We start from the raw sequence: 17,863 nt of genomic DNA, 5'->3' as shown, positions 1-17,863 counted from the left end.
AACTATCCACAAGCTTGCGAGGACGAGACACGCCATGATCACATCCGCCGAACTCTTTGAACGGGCCTGCCGACACATTCCCGGTGGCGTCAACTCGCCGGTGCGCGCCTTCAAGGGGCTGCAGCGGCCGCCGGTGTTCATGGAGCGTGCCCAGGGCGCCTACCTGTTCGACGTGGAGGGCAAGCGCTACGTCGACTACGTGGGCTCCTGGGGGCCGATGATCACCGGCCACGCCGACCCGGACGTGCTGGGGGCGGTTCGCGACCGGCTCGACAAGGGCCTTTCCTTCGGGACCCCCACCGCCATCGAGACCACCATGGCGGACCTGATCTGCGAGATGCTCCCCTCCATGGAGATGGTGCGCATGGTCAATTCGGGCACCGAGGCCACCATGTCGGCGATCCGCCTGGCCCGCGGGGTCACCGGGCGCGACAAGATCGTCAAGTTCGAGGGCAACTACCATGGCCACTCCGACTCCCTGCTGGTCAAGGCGGGCTCCGGGGCCCTGACCCACGGCGAGCCCAGCTCGCCGGGCGTGCCGGCGGCCCTGGCCGAGCACACCGTGACCCTGCCCTACAACGACATCGACGCCGTGGAAGAGTGCTTCGAGGAGATCGGCGAGCAGATCGCCTGCATCATCGTCGAGCCGGTGGCCGGCAACATGAACTGCATTCCGCCCCAGCCGGGCTTCCTCGAAAGCCTGCGTCGGGCCTGTGACGCCCACGACAGCGTGCTGATCTTCGACGAGGTGATGACCGGTTTCCGCGTGGCCCTGGGCGGTGCCCAGGCGCACTACGGCATCCGTCCCGACCTCACCTGCCTGGGCAAGATCGTCGGTGGCGGCATGCCGGTGGGCGCCTTCGGCGGCAGCGAGTCGATCATGTCCAACATCTCGCCGCTGGGACCGGTCTACCAGGCGGGGACGCTGTCCGGCAACCCGCTGGCCATGGCGGCCGGCATCGCCCTGCTCACCAAGCTGCGTCAGCCCGGCTTCCACGACGCCCTGGCCCAGCGGGTCGAGACGCTCTGCCACGGCCTCCAGGAGCGGGCCGATGCCGCGAGGGTGGAGATGATCACCCAGCGCGTCGGCGGGATGTTCGGGCTCTTCTTCACCGGCCAGAGCCGCGTCGACAACTTCGCCCAGGCCACGGCCTGCGACGCCGACGCCTTCCGGCGCTTCTTCTCGGCGATGCTCGACGAGGGGGTCTACCTGGCGCCCTCCGCCTACGAGGCGGGGTTCATGTCCAGCGCCCATACGCCGGAGGATATCCAGCTGACCCTGGACGCCGCCGAGAAGGCCTTCCGGGCCATGCAGGCAGGCTAACCGCAACCCGAACCCCTCCACCGGGAGACTCGCCATGCACCATCTCGCCGACCCGCCTGGCAAGGACAGCGACGCCACCGAGAGCCTGGAGTCGCTGATCGATTCCCTGGTGGCCTACCATCGCGATGCGCGGCCGACGGCCTCGACGGCTGACCCGCGCCGGCCGCTGGAGGTCATGGCGAGGGAAGCGCTGGCGGTGATCCGCCCTGCCCTGTTCGATGAGGAGGAGCGCCGGCGGGTCGATCAGTTGGGGGAGTGGCTGGCGCAGGACCTGGTACGCCTGGCGCCCCTGCTCGAGTCCCGGCGAGAGCGTCAGCTGACCAGCTGGGCGCTGGCCCATCCGGAGAGCCGCCTGTGCCATGAGGGCCGTACCCTGCTGGTCAATGCCATCGGGCGCGATCCGACGGTGCCCGGAAACGAGCTGGCGGCGGATGCGGCCAGCGACTTGGCGGCCCTGCTGGTGGGGCTCGAGGCACGGGGCGAGTCGGCGCTGACCCGGCTGGCCCTGGATCGCTACCTGCGGCTCTCCGGCGACTACCCGCAGGCGCGGCTGCTGTCGCTGTTCGGGATCTGCCATGCGCTGAGCGGCGCCCGCCGGGCCCTGCAGCGTCGGCCCGCGGAGGACCAGGACCCGGAACATCCCGCCCGGCTGGCGGAGAGCATGGCCGAGTGCCGGCGCTATCTGGACCTCGCCGAGCGTATCGCCGAGTTCCGCTTTCCACCCTTGGTGATTGCCGTGGGCGTGTCGGGCAGCGGCAAGAGCCGCTTCACGGCGGGGCTGGTGGCGCGGCTGGGGGCGATTCGCGTCTGCTCCGATGCCGAGCGCCGTCGGCTCCACGAGCTGCCCGCGGAGATGACCTATCCCCAGGGGGCTGCCCTGGATCCCGCTGTGGATATCTTCGATGAGGCGGCGACCGAGCGCACCTACCGCCATCTGGCCTGCTGTGCGGGCACCCTGCTGGATGCGGGCATCCCGGCCTGCGTGGATGCCACCTGCCTGAAGCGCTGGCAGCGCGACCTGCTACGCCAGCAGGCCGAGGCGCGGGGCCTCCCCTGCCTGGTGGTCAGCTTCGAGGCCGACGAGGCAACGCTGCGCCGGCGCATCGAGAAGCGGGCCCGGCATCAGGGCGTCGAGCTAGCCAACAGCCTGTCGGTACTGGAGCGTCAGCTTGCCGAGCGGGAGGCCTTCGCCGATGAGGAACGCCTGAACCTGGTGCACCTGGACACCACCGCCGACAACGCCGCGGAGACGCTGGTCGACCTGATCGAGGAGCACGTCAGGCTCGGCTGAGCTCGAGGATCATCGACCCTGTCCACCGGGTTCCTTGCCGTCATGGCGCCGGCGCGCCAGGTCCGGGGGAGGTGGCACCCCGAGATTCTGGCGCGCCCAGTTGACGGCCTGGATGCGGTTGTGGACATCGATCTTGCGGAAGATATTGTAGAGGTGTGACTTGACGGTGTGCTCGCTGACGAAGAGGCGGTCGGCGATGTCGCTGTTGGAGGCACCGGAGCCCAGCAGGCCGATGATCTCCAGCTCGCGATGGGTGAGGCCGCAGACCGGGCGGTAGGAGTTGAGCTGCTGGCGGCGTAGGAAGGAAATCATGCGGGTCATCAGGGAGCGTGACATCCACAGCTCGCCCGCCATCAGGGCCTGGAGCCCCTTGCAGATCATGTCCAGGTCGTCGCTGCGGTAGAAGACTCCCTGGAGGTGCAGGGCCGAGAGGGTCTCGACGGCGTGGTCCTCGTCCTGCAGGTTGAAGGCGGCCAGCGACAGGTGCTCGTGCTCCATGGTCTTGGCGTGCCACTTCTGCATCAGGTCATCGGAGATATGGTCGGCATCCAGCAGGATCAGGGTGCGCTGGAGCTCGCGGGACTTCCACTCGCTGCCTGGTGGCAGCACCGTGACAGGGCAGTCCAGCCGCTGTCGAAGGTAGTCGATAAAAAGCTGGCACTGGGGATTGCTGGCGGTCACCAGCAGCAGGCTTGTGCCCTTGTCCATATTTGCCCCCTCAGGTAACCCGACTCGCTCTCATGCCTGGGTATGGGTTGAGTGGTGTGATCCGATCAGAGTGAAGTCTCGGTCACTTTGTAACTTTTCGTTACTGTTATTTTGTTATTTATATATATTTATAAGCTATTATTGCTGCACTGCATACTGCCTTATCTCAATTCATCAATGCTTTAACTATAGCTTGTCGAGGTGACGCGGTGTTTCGCGCGGGGAAAAACCACCAGGGCACGATGAGTAAGATCAGTCTCGAGTACAGAAAAGTTATGAGTCATCTAATAAGGGGTCGACCGAGACTTTTCCTGCGGCTGGCGCACGTCCTAGAATGGTGGCTCGTGAATCGCCAGGAAGCCCCATCATGACCTTGAACCCCCTGATCCTCGCCAGCGGCAATCCCGGCAAGCTTCGCGAGTTCCATCAGCTGCTGGCGCCGCTGGGCTTCGATGTCAGGGCCCAGGCGGAATACGCGGTGCGTGAGGTGGAGGAGACGGGTCTCACCTTCGTGGAGAATGCCCTGCTCAAGGCCCGGGAGGCGAGCCGCATCAGTGGGCTGCCGGCGCTGGCCGACGACTCGGGTCTGGAGGTGGATGCGCTGCACGGTGCGCCCGGCATCTATTCAGCCCGCTTCGCCGGGGAGCCGAAGAGCGATGCGCGCAACAACGCGCGGCTTCTGGAGTGCCTCGCCGAGGTGCCCGAAGGAAGGCGCACCGGCCGCTACTGGTGCGTGCTTGTTTACCTGCGCCACGCCGAGGACCCGGTGCCGCTGATCGTACAGCGCAGCTGGGAGGGCGTGATCCTGGGCCAGCCCCGTGGTGAGGGGGGCTTCGGCTATGACCCCCTGTTCTGGCTGCCCGATCAGCGGGTGAGCGTGGCCGAGCTCCCGGCCACGGAGAAGAACCGGCTCAGCCATCGCGGTCGGGCCCTCCAGGCCCTGGTCGAGGCGCTGGGTCAGGCCGGCGGGATGCGATGACCGCCCTGCCCCCGCTCTCCCTCTATGTGCATGTGCCCTGGTGCGTGCGCAAGTGCCCCTACTGCGACTTCAACTCCCACGGCGTCGGGCGGGACGCCGAGCTGCCGGAGGCCGACTACCTGGTGGCGCTGCTGGCCGACCTCGACGCCGACCTGGAGCTGGCCGCCGGTCGCGAGCTGATCAGTCTCTTCATCGGCGGCGGCACGCCGAGCCTGATGTCCGCGGCCTTCTACCGGGAGCTGCTGGCCGGCCTCGCCGAGCGGCTCCCCCTGGCCGCCGATATCGAGATCACCCTGGAGGCCAACCCGGGCACCCTGGAGCGCGGGCGCTTCGCCGGCTATCGCGAGGCGGGCATCAACCGCCTCTCCCTGGGCGTACAGAGTTTCCAGGATGCCCAGCTCAACTCCCTGGGGCGCATCCACACGGGCCGCGACGCCGAGGCCGCGGTGGCCGAGGCGCGGGTGGCCGGCTTCGACAACCTCAACCTCGATCTGATGCACGGCTTGCCGAACCAGACGCCCGAGCTGGCCCTCGACGACCTGGAGCGGGCCCTGGCGCTTGCCCCGGAACACCTGTCCTGGTATCAGCTCACCCTGGAGCCCAACACGGAGTTTCATTCCCGGCCGCCGCGCCTGCCCGAGGAGGAAGTCCTCTGGGATATCCAGGACCTCGGCCATGTTCGGCTGGAGGCGGCGGGGTACTCCCGCTACGAGATTTCCGCCTATTCGCGACCTGGGCATCGTTCGCGGCATAATCTCCACTACTGGCGTTTCGGCGACTACCTGGGCATCGGTGCCGGCGCCCATGGCAAGCTGAGCGTCGCTGACGGCCAGGGTCGATTGGCCATCGAGCGACGCTGGAAGGCCCGCCAGCCGGCGGCCTATCTGCGCCGCTGCCATGATCCCCGGGGCTTCGTGGCCGGTCGCCACCGGATCGCCGAGGCCGAGCTGCCGCTGGAGTTCGCCATGAACGCGCTGCGCCTGGTCGAGGGCGTGCCACTCGCGAGCTGGCCCGCCATGACCGGGCGCCCGCTGGCGGCCCTCGAGTCCCGGCTCGCCGAGGCGCGGGAAAAAGGACTTCTGGTGGAAGATGCCGCGCGACTGCAGGCATCACCTCGGGGTCTATTATTCTTGAATGAATTGCTGGCACTGATCAGCCAGGATTGACGCGCTAATCGACTCATCGCACATCGCTGATCCGGTGCCGCCAGGAGGGTGGCTCGGAGCTGCCATCCCGATATCAAGGAGATACCCCATGATCAAGATCCAACGCCTGTTCGTTCCTCTGGCCGCTGCCGCCCTTCTGGTGGGGTGTGCCACCACCGATCCCTACAGCGGCCAGACCCAGCGCAGCCAGACCGCCACCGGTGCCGGCATCGGTGCCGCCGTGGGGGCCGCCGCGGGCGCGCTCTCCGGAAGCGGCAGCACCAGCCGCCGCGACCGCGCCTTGGTCGGTGCCGCCGTGGGCGCCGCCGCCGGTGCCGGAATCGGTGCCTATATGGATCGCCAGGAGCAGCAGCTGCGCGAGAGCACGCGGGGCACCGGGATCGAGGTCGATCGCCGCGGCGACGATATCGTTCTCAACATGCCGAGCAGCGTGACCTTCGGCTTCGACTCCAGCGAATTGACCAACAGCGCGCGCAGCGCGCTCAACGACGTGGCGTCGATCCTCAGCCAATACACCGATACGCGCGTCAACATCGCCGGCCACACCGACAGCACCGGCAACGCCGACTACAACCAGCGGCTCTCCGAGCGACGCGCCGAGTCCGTCGGCAACTACCTGGCCCAGTCCGGCGTCGCCCGTAATCGGCTCCAGATGAGGGGCTACGGCCAGAATCAGCCTGTGGCCAGCAACGCCAGCGAGGAGGGGCGTGCCCAGAACCGTCGCGTCGAGATCACCCTCTCGCCCATCGAGAGCCAGTTCCAGTAAGCTCCGGCCGACCTGTCAGGGGCCTGTCGCCTGCGGCGGCAGGCCCTTTTTTTGGTCACCCTCATCCTTGCCGAGTCGCGGAATCCCTTCCATGCTTTCCTACCAGCACGCCTATCACGCCGGCAACTTTGCCGATGTCCACAAGCACCTGACCCTGCATGGGGTCATCGATCATCTGTTACGTAAAAAATCCTCCATTACGTATGTTGATACCCATGCCGGGCGTGGGGACTACCCCCTGGATGGGGCAGAAACCGCCCGGCTGCAGGAGTATCGGCAAGGGATCCTGCCGCTCTGGCGGGCTCGCGCCGAGCTGGCCGACACCCCGCTGCTCAGCGACTGGCTGGCCAGCCTGGCGGCCGCCCAGCCCGACCCGGAGCGGCTGACCCACTACCCCGGCTCGCCCTGGTGGATTGGCCACCGCCTGCGGGCGGGGGATCGCCAGTGGCTCTTCGAGCTGCACCCGGGGGAGCATGAGCACCTGGCGCAGCAGGCGCTTCCCGCGGCGGTCCAGCGTATCCGTGCCGATGGCCTCAGGGGCCTGCGCGAGCGCCTGCCGGTGGCGACCCCGAGGCTCTGCGTGCTGATCGACCCCAGCTACGAGCGCAAGGCAGAGTATGCCGAGGTGGCCGAGACGCTGCTGGCGGCGATGCGCAAGGCGCGTCACGGGGTGGTGCTGGTGTGGTATCCGCTGCTGCCGTCGGGGCAGCACCGCGAGCTGCTGGAAGGGGTCCGGGACGGAGACCTGCGCAAGGTCTGGTACGGGGAGTTTACCCGGCAAACGCCGGCGGCGGGGGAGCGGGGCATGTATGGCAGCGGTATGCTGGTGGTCAATCCGCCCTGGGGCTTCGATGAGCGCCTGGCCGCGGCGATGGCACCCGTGGTGGCCCACCTGGGCGCGCCGGGGAGCTATCGCAGCGGCTGGTGGGTAGAGGAGTAGGGGAGACTGCGCTGCTATTTCCCGATGCAGAAGCTGCCGAAGATCTCGCCGAGCAGGTCGTCCGCGCTGAATTCGCCGGTTATCTCGCCCAGCGCCTGCTGGGCGTCGCGCAGGTCCTCGGCCAGCAGCTCGCCGGCGCCGAAGCCGGCCAGCTGGGTCTCGCCGTTCTCCAGAGCCTGGCGCGCCCGGTCGAGGGCGTCCAGGTGGCGCCGCCGCGCCGAGAAGCGCCCCTCGGCGGTGCCGCTGTAGCCCATCACCGCCTTGAGGTGCGCCTTGAGGTTATCCACACCCGTTCCGGTGCGGGCGGAGAGCCTCACCACCGGGGTGGCTGTGGACAAGTCGCTTCCCGGTGCCTCCCGGCTTGTGTCGATCTTGTTGCGCACCAGGGTCAGCCGCGACGGGTCAGACAGCCGAGCCACGAACTCGGGCCAGATCGCCATGGGATCGGTGGAGGCCGTGGTGGTGGCGTCTACCAGCAGCAGCACTCGGTCCGCCGTCTCGATCTCCGCCCACGCGCGGGCCACGCCGATGCGCTCCACGGCGTCCGGAGTGTCGCGCAGGCCGGCGGTATCGATCACGTGCAGCGGCATGCCGTCGATGTGGATATGCTCGCGCAGCACGTCCCGGGTGGTGCCGGCGATATCGGTGACGATGGCCGTCTCCTGCTCGGTGAGCGCGTTGAGCAGGCTTGATTTTCCGGCATTGGGGCGCCCGGCGATCACCACGTTCATGCCCTCGCGCATCAGGGCACCCTGGCCGGCGGCGGCCCGCACCTTGGCCAGCTCGGCCATCACGCCCGCCAGCTTCTCGGCCACCTTGCCGTCGGCCAGGAAGTCGATCTCCTCCTCGGGAAAGTCGATGGCCGCCTCCACGTAGATGCGCAGCTCGATCAGCCGCTGGACGAGCGCCTCGACCCGCCGCGAGAAGTCGCCCTGCAGCGAGCGCAGGGCGTTCTCGGCGGCGGCCCGGGAGCTGGCGTCGATCAGGTCGGCGATCGCCTCGGTTTGGGCCAGGTCGAGCTTGTCGTTGAGGAAGGCGCGCTCGGAGAACTCGCCCGGGCGGGCCAGGCGAGCGCCGAGCTGCACGCAGCGTTCCAGCAGCAGGTCCATGATCACCGGCCCCCCATGGCCCTGCAGCTCCAGCACGTCCTCGCCGGTGAAGGAGTGGGGGCCTGCGAAGTACAGGGCGATGCCCTCGTCGATCACGCCAGAATCGCCCCAAAAGGGTCCGTAGTGGACGCGGCGGGCGGGAGGGCAGAGGCCCACCACCGCCTTGGCGATCATCGCGCACAGCGGCCCAGAGACGCGGATGATGCCAACTCCGCCGCGACCGGGCGGGGTGGCGAGGGCGGCGATGGTGTCCTGGTCATGGAGGCGGGCCATGAGAATCTCCTCGGGGTGGCGGGACCATTGTCCGATTCGGGCGCCACCAACGCCAGACCCCCGCACGGGGCGGGGGTCTGGGGCGGGGTCTGATGCCTCGGGCTACTTGGTCTTCATACCCTTGCCGACGCTGGGATCGTTCTCGATCTTGCGCGTGATGGCGTACTGCTGGGCGATGGAGATGATGTTGTTCACCACCCAGTAGATCACCAGGCCGGCCGGGAACCACAGGAAGAAGAAGGTGAAGACGATGGGCAGCATCTTCATGATCTTGGCCTGCATGGGGTCCGGCGGGGTCGGGTTAAGCAGCTGCTGGACGTACATGGAGGCGCCCATCAGGATCGGAAGGATGAACAGCGGATCGCGGATCGACAGGTCCTGGATCCAGAACATGAAGGGGGCGTGACGCAGTTCCACCGACTCCAGAAGCATCCAGTAGAGAGCGATGAAGACCGGCATCTGGACCAGGATCGGCAGACAGCCGCCCAGCGGGTTGATCTTCTCCTTCTGGTAGAACTTCATCATCTCCTGGGACATCTTCTGGCGGTCATCGCCATACTGCTCCTTCAGGCGCTGCATCTCCGGACCCAGCTTGCGCATGCGGGCCATGGACTTGTAGGCCTTGGCGGAGAGCGGCCACAGGGCCAGCTTGACCAGGATGGTCAGGAAGACGATGGACCAGCCCCAGTTACCGACCAGGCTGTGGATCTGGTCGAGCAGCCAGAACAGCGGGTTGGCGATGAACCACAGCCAGCCGTAGTCCACGGTGAGGCGCAGATGGGGCGCCACGGCCTCCAGGTAGTCCTGTACCTTGGGGCCCATGTAGAGGGTGGCGCCCAGACGGGCCTCGCCCTCGGCGGCCACGCTGGCCACAGGACCGGCGAAGGCCACCACGTTGCGATTGCGTGAATCCGTGGTGGCGTAGTAGAGGTTCTGCTGGTTCTGGGGCGGTGCCCAGGCCGAGACGAAGTAGTGCTGGAGGATGGCCGCCCAGCCGCCCTGGACATCGCGATTATCGAAGCGCCCGCGCTGGATATCGTCGAAGTCGACCTTCTCGTAGCGGGTGTCGGGTGAGGAGAAGGCGGCGCCGAGATAGGAGCTCATGCCCAGCGCCACGCCGCTGGAGGGGTCGGGGCTGTTGTCGCGGGCCAGCTGCCCGATGAAGCGGGCGCTGACCGGCGCTTCGGTGTTGTTGGCCAGGTAATAATTGACGTCCACCGCGTAGCTGCCGCGCTCGAAGCTGAAACGCTTGATGATGTCGACGCCGTTGACCTCGGCGGTCAGGTCCACCTCGAGGCGATTGTCGCCCTCGGTCAGGCGATATTCGGTCTGCCCCGGCGTAAAGGCGATGCGCCCGGCCTGGCCGTCGATCTGGAGGCCGGAGCGCGCCACATAGCTGCGCGTCTCGCTGTCGGAGAGCAGCACGTAGGGACGCTCCGAGTCCAGCGTCATGCGATGCTGGGGCAGCGCCGCGTAGACGATGTCGCCACCCTGGGGGTCGATGCGCAAGTCGAGCACATCGGTGACCACGGTGATCAGGTCACGGCTGACGGCAGGACGGTCCGGCTCCATCGGCATCGTGGTCTCGGCCTCGGGACGCGGTGCGGTGGGGACGGCCAGTCCCTCCTCGTCCGGCTCGGCGGCTTCCTCGTCGGGGGAGGCGATGAAGGTGGGGGCCTCCGGCTCAGGCGCGACCTGGCCATAGTCCTGATTCCACTGTACGACGATCAGGTAGGCCAGCACCGCCAGGGGGATCAGCAAGAGAAGTCGTTTTACGTCCATGAGGGTTCTGCCCGATGGGTGGTGAACATGTCAGGGGCGTGACGGCGAGCGCACGCCCGAGATAGACAAAAGCCTGCCAGAGGCAGGCTGGATGCCGAACACGGACTCTCGGCGGTGCTTCCGGCAGGCTCAAGGGGCGCCATGGAAAGGCTCTCCGCTCATCCGCCCTGCGGGACGCCTGCGGCGGGACTGCCGGCGCGATGGCCCTTGTCGGACTCGGCCTTGCTTGCCTCGCGTTCCAAGCGTCGCCACATGCCGTGCAGCTGGCGGTGCAGAGTATCGTTATCCAGATCCCCTACGCCACGCCTTGCCAGGATCACGATATCGACGGCAGGAAGACGCTGCTGCCGCAGACGAAAGGACTCGCGAACGATCCGCTTGACGCGGTTGCGATCGACGGCTCGGCGAAGGTTCTTCTTGCTGACGACCAGCCCCAGACGGGGATGTCCCAGGTCATTGGGTACCGCCAGAGCCATGAGACCCTTGCCGTGAACCTTCAAGACCGCTCGCTCGAAGACCTGCCGATAGTCCCCGGCCGTCAGCAGTCGCAGACGGCGGGGAAAGTCCTGACGGGACACTCAGGGTCCGTGATCAGGCGCTCAGGCGCTTGCGACCCTTGGCACGACGGCGTGCCAGGACGGCGCGACCGCTCTTGGTGGCCATGCGGGCACGGAAACCGTGCACGCGCTTACGCTTGAGAACGCTGGGTTGAAAAGTGCGCTTCATAACTCGTTATTCCCACGTGGTTTTTAGGACGATTCGACAATTTCGAGGCGTCCGGATTCCGTCGGGGAATCCGGGAGTGTTCGGCTCAAGACCGGAAATTGTAGTGATATCCGGGCCGCGGCGCAATTTTTCCGTGCGGGCGAATGCCGTGAAAGGGGCGCCGGGGGGCTCGGACAGCCTGAGGTTCCATCATCACTATATAGAGCCCTTTTAATTAGGCTTGTTATTAATACTGGGGACACGTTCTGTGGATAATCTGTCTTTCCAGTTAGATATCAAGGTAATGGAGCAACTCTATGGCTGTGGATTAGCGCTGCTGGAGGCGGGGATTTGCGGTGGTCCGGCGGTGGATAAGTCAGCAACTTGTCCACCGCCAGGTGTTTTCCCCAGGGTTGTCGGGTCGAGGTCCCGAGGGTTCGACAAGAGTTGTCCACAGAGCCAGGTGTCGCGCCGCGGGGTGTGGATAACCGCTCCCGGGAACGCTACAATGATCGGCCTTTTTCCAATCGATGGTGAGGTCGCGTGTCGCTTGCTCTCTGGCAACAGTGTCTGGACACCCTGCAGGACGAGCTGAATTCCCAGCAGTTCAACACCTGGATCCGCCCGCTGCAGGCGGAAGAAGGGGAGTCGGGCGAGCTGTGTCTGCTGGCGCCCAATCGCTTCGTTCGTGACTGGGTCAGCGACAAGTATGCCAAGCGCATCGGTGAGCTGATGCGGGAGCTTTCCCCGGCCAAGCCGCCCAAGGTGGTGCTGTCGGTGGGAAGCCGGCGCAGTGCCCCCAGTCCCCAGCCGCGTGAGTTGGGTAACCCCGTGTCGGCTAGCCCGCGTCGGCCGGCAGCGCCAGCCGTCCAGGTCCCCCCCCGCGGCGACAGGGTTGCCGATGAACGCGAGATCGATGCGATGCGCGAGGAGGGAGCGGCTCGTCGGCCCGCCGCCGAGCGCCAGGTTCAGGTCGAGGGCAGCCTGAAGCACAACAGTGGCCTGAACCCCAACTTCACCTTCGAGACCTTTGTGGAGGGCAAGTCCAACCAGCTGGCCCGGGCCGCCTCACGGCAGGTCTCGGAGAACCCGGGCGGGGCCTACAACCCGCTCTTTCTCTATGGTGGGGTAGGGCTGGGCAAGACCCACCTGATGCATGCGGTGGGCAACGCCCTGGCCGGGCGCCGCGAGAATGCCCGGGTCGTCTACCTGCACTCCGAGCGCTTCGTGGCCGATATGGTCAAGGCGCTGCAGCTCAATGCCATCAATGACTTCAAGCGCTTCTACCGCAGCGTCGATGCGTTGTTGATCGACGATATCCAGTTCTTCGCCGGCAAGGAGCGCTCCCAGGAGGAGTTCTTCCACACCTTCAATGCCCTGCTCGAGGGCGGCCAGCAGATGATCCTCACCTCCGATCGCTACCCGAAGGAGATCAGCGGGGTGGAAGAGCGGCTCAAGTCGCGCTTCGGTTGGGGCTTGACGGTGGCCATCGAACCGCCGGAGCTGGAGACCCGGGTAGCGATCCTCATGAAGAAGGCCGATCAGGCCAAGGTGGAGCTGCCCCACGACGCCGCCTTCTTCATCGCCCAGAAGATTCGCTCCAACGTTCGCGAGCTGGAAGGGGCCCTGAAGAAGGTGATCGCCGACTCCCACTTCATGGGGAAGCCGATTACCCAGGACTTCATCCGCGAGTCGCTCAAGGACCTGCTGGCCCTGCAGGACAAGCAGGTGGGCGTGGACAATATCCAGCGCACCGTGGCCGAGTACTACAAGATCAAGCTCGCCGACCTGCTTTCCAAGCGGCGCTCACGCTCCGTGGCCAGGCCGCGGCAGGTGGCCATGGCCCTGGCCAAGGAGCTGACCAACCATAGTCTCCCGGAGATCGGTGATGCCTTCGGCGGCCGTGACCACACCACGGTGTTGCACGCCTGCCGCAAGGTGAAGGCGCTGCAGGAAGAGAGCGCCGATATTCGCGAAGACTACAAGAACCTGCTGCGCCTGCTGACCAGCTAGCCGGCCCGGCCCTTCGCCTTGCCCGGCTGTGGTTAAATGACTGCCATGCCTTTCGGTCCGAGCCGCGCGGGCTGCAACCCTTCAGGACTAGATGTGGAGCCGACATGAAATTTTCCATCTCCCGCGAAGCGCTGCTGCGACCGCTGACGCTGGTGGCCGGCGTGGTGGAGCGACGCCAGACTCTCCCGGTACTCTCCAACGTGCTGATCCAGGTCGAGCAGGACCAGGTGGCGCTGACCGGCACCGATCTGGAAGTGGAGCTGATCGGTCGCACCGTGGCCGCCCAGGTGGATGAGCCCGGCGCCGCCACGGTGCCGGCACGCAAGCTGATGGATATCTGCAAGTCACTGCCGGACCAGGCCGAGATCCAGCTCTCCCTGGAGGAGGGCAGGGCGGTGCTGCGCAGCGGCCGCTCCCGCTTCACCCTCTCCACCCTGCCGGTGGCGGAATTCCCCAATATCGAGGATAGCCAGGGTAGCACCGAGCTGAGCCTGCCCCGTGGGGTCCTGAAGCAGCTGATCGATGCCACCGCCTTTGCCATGGCCCAGCAGGACGTGCGCTACTACCTGAACGGCATGCTGCTGGAGATGCGTGCCAATCTGGTCAGGGCGGTGGCGACCGATGGCCATCGCCTGGCGGTTTGCTCACGCCCGGTGGAGATCCAGGTAGAGCCGGCCCAGAAGCTGATCGTGCCGCGCAAGGGCATCCTCGAACTGGTGCGCCTGCTGGACGATGGTGAGGAGCCGGTCAGCCTGACCCTGGGCGCGAGCCATATTCGTGCCCACACCGGCGACTTCACCTTTACCTCCAAGCTGGTGGACGGCAAGTTCCCCGACTATGAGCGGGTGGTTCCCCGCGGTGGCGACAAGGTGTTCATCGCCGAGCGTGCCGAGCTGCGCCAGGTGCTGTCGCGCACCGCGATCCTCTCCAATGAGAAGTACCGCGGCGTCCGCCTCCACCTGGAGGAGGGCAATCTCAAGGTGATGGCCAATAACCCCGAACAGGAGGAGGCCGAGGAGAACATCGCCATCGAGTACAGCGGCCCGGGGATGGAGATCGGCTTCAATGTCGGCTACCTGATCGACGTGCTCAACGCCCTGGACGAGGATCGCGTCCAGATGACCCTGGCCGATCCCAACAGCAGTGCGTTGATGGAAGAGCCGGGCGGTGGCGATGCCCTCTATGTCGTCATGCCGATGCGCCTCTAGCCTGGGCGGGGGCGCCTCGGGTGCCGCCTGCCCGCCAGCGCCCATGTCGCTTGATCGCCTCGCCTTTCAGGGTCTTCGTAACCTTCAACCCATTGATTTTCAACCGGGTTGTCGGATCAATCTGTTCAGCGGTGACAACGGAAGCGGCAAGACGAGCCTGCTGGAGGGCATCCATGTTCTCGGCATGGGACGCTCCTTCCGCACCCGCAACATGCGCCATGTGATCGCCCACGATGCCGAGGAACTCGTGCTGCATGGCCGTCTGACCGGTGAACCACCGCTCCCCTTTGGCCTGCGCCGACGACGCGACGAGGATGAGCTGGAGATCCGCCTCGCCGGTGAGCGCGTCGCACGGCTGTCGCGCCTGGTCGAGACGCTGCCACTGCAGCTGATCAACCCTGATGCGTTCCGTCTGCTGGAGGGCTCCCCTGCGGGCCGCCGGGAGTTTCTCGACTGGGGAGTGTTTCACGTGAAACATGACTTTCTCGAGGCGTGGCAGCGGTCGCGACGGGCGCTGAAACATCGGAATGCCCTGCTCAGGCATGGTAGAATGGACGACGCTTCCCTTTCGGCCTGGGAGTTCGAGTTCGCCCACTGGAGCGAGCAGATCGATGCCCTGCGCAGCGCCTGGGTCGAGGCCTTCCTCCCGGTGTTCGAAGAGACCCTGGCCGGGCTGATGCCGTTGCCGGGTCTGCGCCTTCGTTATACGCGTGGCTGGGACCGGCGCCGCGAATTGAGCGAAGTATTGAGGCAGGGCAGGGAGGTCGATCGACAGATGGGGTTCACCCAACAGGGGCCGCAGCGGGCCGACCTCGGCCTGCGCCTCGAACGCCGACCTGCGGTGGAGGTGCTCTCCCGGGGGCAGCAGAAGCTGGTAGTGAGTGCGCTCAAGCTGGCTCAGGGGCGGCTGCTGGAGGCCTCCACCGGGCGGCGCTGCGTCTACTTGATCGACGACCTGCCGGCCGAACTGGACAGCGCCCATCGGCGGGTGTTCTGCCGCTGGCTGGAAAGCATGCACTGCCAGGCGTTTATTACCAGCGTGGATCACGATGCCCTGGCAGATCTGTGGCAGTCCGACACGCCGGTCTCGATGTTTCACGTGAAACACTCGAGTTCGGGAGCGGGTCGGTTGGTGTCACTGGAACGACAGACTTCATGATGGAGCAGTCAATGAGCGAACAGGCCTACGACTCGTCGAGCATCAAGGTACTCAAGGGGCTGGATGCCGTACGCAAGCGTCCCGGCATGTACATCGGTGACACCGATGATGGCACGGGCCTGCACCACATGGTGTTCGAGCTAGTGGACAACTCCATCGACGAGGCACTGGCCGGCTACTGCAGCGAGATTCGCGTCATCATCCACCCGGATGAATCGATCACGGTCAGCGACAACGGTCGCGGGGTCCCCACCGATATCCATGAAGGGGAGGGGGTCTCGGCGGCCGAAGTGATCATGACGGTCCTGCATGCCGGCGGCAAGTTCGACGACAACTCCTATAAGGTCTCCGGCGGCCTGCACGGGGTGGGCGTATCGGTGGTCAATGCGCTCTCCGAGGAGCTCAGGCTGACCATCTGGCGCGCCGGCGAAGTGCATGAGCAGCTCTATCATCACGGGGTGCCCCAGGCGCCGCTGAGCGTTGTCGGTAAGACCGAGAAGAGCGGGACCCGCGTGCACTTCAGGCCGTCGCCCGAGACCTTTGCCAATATCGAGTTCCATTTCGATATCCTGGCCAAGCGGCTGCGCGAACTCTCATTCCTGAATTCTGGCGTGGCCATTCGCCTGATTGACGAGCGCAGCGGCAAGGAGGAGCTGTTCCATTACGAGGGTGGGCTGAGGGCCTTCGTCGACCATCTCAACACCAACAAGACCGTGCTCAATCCGGTGTTCCATTTCAATGCGGAGCGCGAGGACGGGGTGGGGGTCGAGGTGGCGATGCAGTGGAGTGACTCCTTCAACGAGAACATCTTCTGCTACACCAACAACATTCCCCAGCGGGATGGCGGCACGCACCTGGCCGGCTTTCGTGCCGCTCTTACCCGTACCCTCAACGCCTATATCGAGTCCGAGGGACTACTCAAGAAATCCAAGGTCAACACCACCGGTGACGATGCGCGGGAAGGCCTGACGGCGATCATCTCGGTGAAGGTTCCCGACCCCAAGTTCTCCTCTCAAACCAAGGACAAGCTCGTTTCCTCCGAGGTGAAGACCGCGGTGGAGCAGGAGATGGGCCGCCTGTTTTCCGACTACCTGGTCGAGAAGCCCAACGAGGCCAAGGCAATCGTCAACAAGATGCTCGACGCCGCGCGCGCCCGGGAGGCGGCCCGCAAGGCGCGGGACATGACCCGCCGCAAGGGGGCCCTGGATATCGCCGGGCTGCCGGGAAAGCTGGCCGACTGCCAGGAAAAGGATCCGAGTCTCTCCGAAATCTTTCTGGTAGAGGGTGACTCGGCCGGCGGCAGTGCCAAGCAGGGCCGCGATCGGCGGACCCAGGCCATCCTGCCGCTCAAGGGCAAGATCCTCAACGTGGAGAAGGCGCGCTTCGATAAGATGCTCTCCTCGGCGGAGGTGGGGACCCTGATCACCGCCCTAGGCTGTGGCATCGGCCGAGAAGAGTTCAATCCGGACAAGCTGCGCTACCACTCCATCATCATCATGACCGACGCGGATGTCGATGGCTCCCATATACGGACCTTGCTGCTCACCTTCTTCTTCCGCCAGATGGCACAGCTGATCGAGCGCGGCCATGTGTTCATCGCTCAGCCACCGCTCTACAAGGTCAAGCGAGGCAAGCAGGAGCTCTATCTCAAGGATGAGCAGGCGATGACCGACTACCTGACCACTACGGCCCTGGACAGTGCCCGCCTCTACGTCAACGCCGATGCACCGGGAATCGCCGGGTCCCAGCTCGAGGCGCTGGTCAACCAGTATAGGGACGTCATGCGTCGCATCGATCGCCTGTCGCGGGTCTATCCCAACGAGGTGCTGCGGCGGATGGTACATGCGGCCCATCTCGAGGGCGAGGGCAGCCTGCTCGACCGCGTGACCATGCAGAACTGGATTGATTATCTGCAGGGCGAGATGGATGCCCTGGTCGCCTACGAGGGCGGACCCCGCTACACCTTCCGGCTCGAGGAGGACACCGAGCGCAGCCTCTATCTGCCGGCGGTAACCCTGACGGCCCACGGCGTGACGACGGATTATGTCTGGGGCATCGACTTTTTTACCAGTGCCGACTATCGCGCCATCGCCTCCCTGGGAGAGACTCTGGATGGTCTCCTGGAGGAAGGGGCTTATGTAGCTCGCAACGAACGTCAGAAACGGGTCACGACCTTCTACCAGGCTCTGGAGTGGCTGATGAGCGAGGCGCAGCGCGGCTTGTCGATCCAGCGCTACAAGGGCCTCGGCGAGATGAACCCCGAACAGCTCTGGGAGACCACCATGAATCCCGAGACCCGCCGCATGATGCGGGTCACCATCGAGGATGCCGTCGCCGCCGACATGATGTTCAATACCCTGATGGGCGACGAGGTGGAGCCGCGCCGCGACTTTATCGAGCGCAATGCGCTGGTGGCCAATCTCGATGTGTGACGCGGTGT

General features: G+C 65.7%; 15 protein-coding genes. 10 read left to right on the top strand and 5 right to left on the bottom strand.

All coding sequences use genetic code 11. From position 1 onward, the window contains the following. Positions 1 to 34: 34 nt before the first annotated feature. Both hemL and J5F18_RS01300 read left to right on the top strand, forming a co-directional pair. Positions 35 to 1,324, top strand: a complete 1,290-nt coding sequence (hemL, locus tag J5F18_RS01305; RefSeq protein ID WP_346300563.1) for a glutamate-1-semialdehyde 2,1-aminomutase — start codon at positions 35 to 37, stop codon at positions 1,322 to 1,324. A 34-nt stretch (positions 1,325 to 1,358) separates the two neighbouring features. Then, the gene (locus tag J5F18_RS01300) at positions 1,359 to 2,615 is read left to right on the top strand and encodes an ATP-binding protein (RefSeq protein ID WP_346300562.1); all 1,257 of its coding nucleotides are present in this window, start codon (positions 1,359 to 1,361) and stop codon (positions 2,613 to 2,615) included. A gap of 9 nt (positions 2,616 to 2,624) precedes the next feature. On the opposite strand, the gene J5F18_RS01295 is transcribed toward J5F18_RS01300, so the two are convergent. Continuing rightward, the gene (locus J5F18_RS01295) at positions 2,625 to 3,323 is read right to left on the bottom strand and encodes a LuxR C-terminal-related transcriptional regulator (RefSeq protein ID WP_346300561.1); all 699 of its coding nucleotides are present in this window, start codon (positions 3,321 to 3,323) and stop codon (positions 2,625 to 2,627) included. Between the two features lie 364 nt (positions 3,324 to 3,687). Here J5F18_RS01295 and rdgB point away from each other — a divergent pair, with 364 nt between their 5' ends. The 4 genes from rdgB to rlmJ all read left to right on the top strand — a co-directional run bounded on the left by rdgB (position 3,688) and on the right by rlmJ (position 7,174). After that, positions 3,688 to 4,302, top strand: a complete 615-nt coding sequence (rdgB, locus tag J5F18_RS01290) for an RdgB/HAM1 family non-canonical purine NTP pyrophosphatase (protein WP_346302151.1) — start codon at positions 3,688 to 3,690, stop codon at positions 4,300 to 4,302. Then, positions 4,299 to 5,468: a radical SAM family heme chaperone HemW gene (gene hemW / locus J5F18_RS01285; protein ID WP_346300560.1), complete on the top strand. Its 1,170-nt coding sequence runs from the start codon at positions 4,299 to 4,301 to the stop codon at positions 5,466 to 5,468. Before rdgB ends, hemW begins: the two co-directional genes overlap by 4 nt. A gap of 91 nt (positions 5,469 to 5,559) precedes the next feature. Further along, complete coding sequence (locus J5F18_RS01280) at positions 5,560 to 6,234, top strand: OmpA family protein (protein WP_346302150.1); 675 nt, start codon at positions 5,560 to 5,562, stop codon at positions 6,232 to 6,234. 91 nt (positions 6,235 to 6,325) lie between these two features. Beyond that, positions 6,326 to 7,174 carry a 23S rRNA (adenine(2030)-N(6))-methyltransferase RlmJ gene (rlmJ, locus tag J5F18_RS01275; protein ID WP_346300559.1) on the top strand — a complete coding sequence of 283 codons (849 nt, stop codon included), beginning with the start codon at positions 6,326 to 6,328 and terminating at the stop codon, positions 7,172 to 7,174. 14 nt (positions 7,175 to 7,188) lie between these two features. Here rlmJ and mnmE read toward each other — a convergent pair whose 3' ends face one another. The 4 genes from mnmE to rpmH all read right to left on the bottom strand — a co-directional run bounded on the left by mnmE (position 7,189) and on the right by rpmH (position 11,064). Beyond that, positions 7,189 to 8,556: a tRNA uridine-5-carboxymethylaminomethyl(34) synthesis GTPase MnmE gene (gene mnmE, locus J5F18_RS01270; protein ID WP_346300558.1), complete on the bottom strand. Its 1,368-nt coding sequence runs from the start codon at positions 8,554 to 8,556 to the stop codon at positions 7,189 to 7,191. Positions 8,557 to 8,658: 102 nt separating this feature from the next. Next, on the bottom strand, positions 8,659 to 10,338 hold the full coding sequence (gene yidC, locus J5F18_RS01265) for a membrane protein insertase YidC (RefSeq protein ID WP_346300557.1): 1,680 nt from the start codon (positions 10,336 to 10,338) through the stop codon (positions 8,659 to 8,661). A 158-nt stretch (positions 10,339 to 10,496) separates the two neighbouring features. Further along, positions 10,497 to 10,916, bottom strand: coding sequence for a ribonuclease P protein component (rnpA, locus tag J5F18_RS01260; protein ID WP_346300556.1), 420 nt, complete (start codon positions 10,914 to 10,916; stop codon positions 10,497 to 10,499). 13 nt (positions 10,917 to 10,929) lie between these two features. Next, on the bottom strand, positions 10,930 to 11,064 hold the full coding sequence (gene rpmH, locus J5F18_RS01255; protein ID WP_346300555.1) for a 50S ribosomal protein L34: 135 nt from the start codon (positions 11,062 to 11,064) through the stop codon (positions 10,930 to 10,932). Positions 11,065 to 11,586: 522 nt separating this feature from the next. On the opposite strand from rpmH, the gene dnaA reads away from it, so the two are divergent. The 4 genes from dnaA to gyrB all read left to right on the top strand — a co-directional run bounded on the left by dnaA (position 11,587) and on the right by gyrB (position 17,855). Next, a complete protein-coding gene (gene dnaA / locus J5F18_RS01250) occupies positions 11,587 to 13,056 on the top strand; it encodes a chromosomal replication initiator protein DnaA (RefSeq protein ID WP_346300554.1) in 1,470 nt (489 codons plus the stop codon). A 104-nt stretch (positions 13,057 to 13,160) separates the two neighbouring features. Beyond that, entirely contained in the window at positions 13,161 to 14,264 is a 1,104-nt protein-coding gene (dnaN, locus tag J5F18_RS01245) for a DNA polymerase III subunit beta (protein WP_346300553.1), read from the top strand. A 43-nt stretch (positions 14,265 to 14,307) separates the two neighbouring features. Continuing rightward, entirely contained in the window at positions 14,308 to 15,423 is a 1,116-nt protein-coding gene (gene recF, locus J5F18_RS01240; protein WP_346300552.1) for a DNA replication/repair protein RecF, read from the top strand. A gap of 11 nt (positions 15,424 to 15,434) precedes the next feature. Beyond that, entirely contained in the window at positions 15,435 to 17,855 is a 2,421-nt protein-coding gene (gene gyrB / locus J5F18_RS01235) for a DNA topoisomerase (ATP-hydrolyzing) subunit B (RefSeq protein ID WP_346300551.1), read from the top strand. The last annotated feature ends 8 nt before the right edge of the window (positions 17,856 to 17,863 follow it).

This window comes from Halomonas sp. BM-2019 (assembly GCF_017584085.1).
This window is presented reverse-complemented; position numbering and strand designations above follow the sequence as displayed.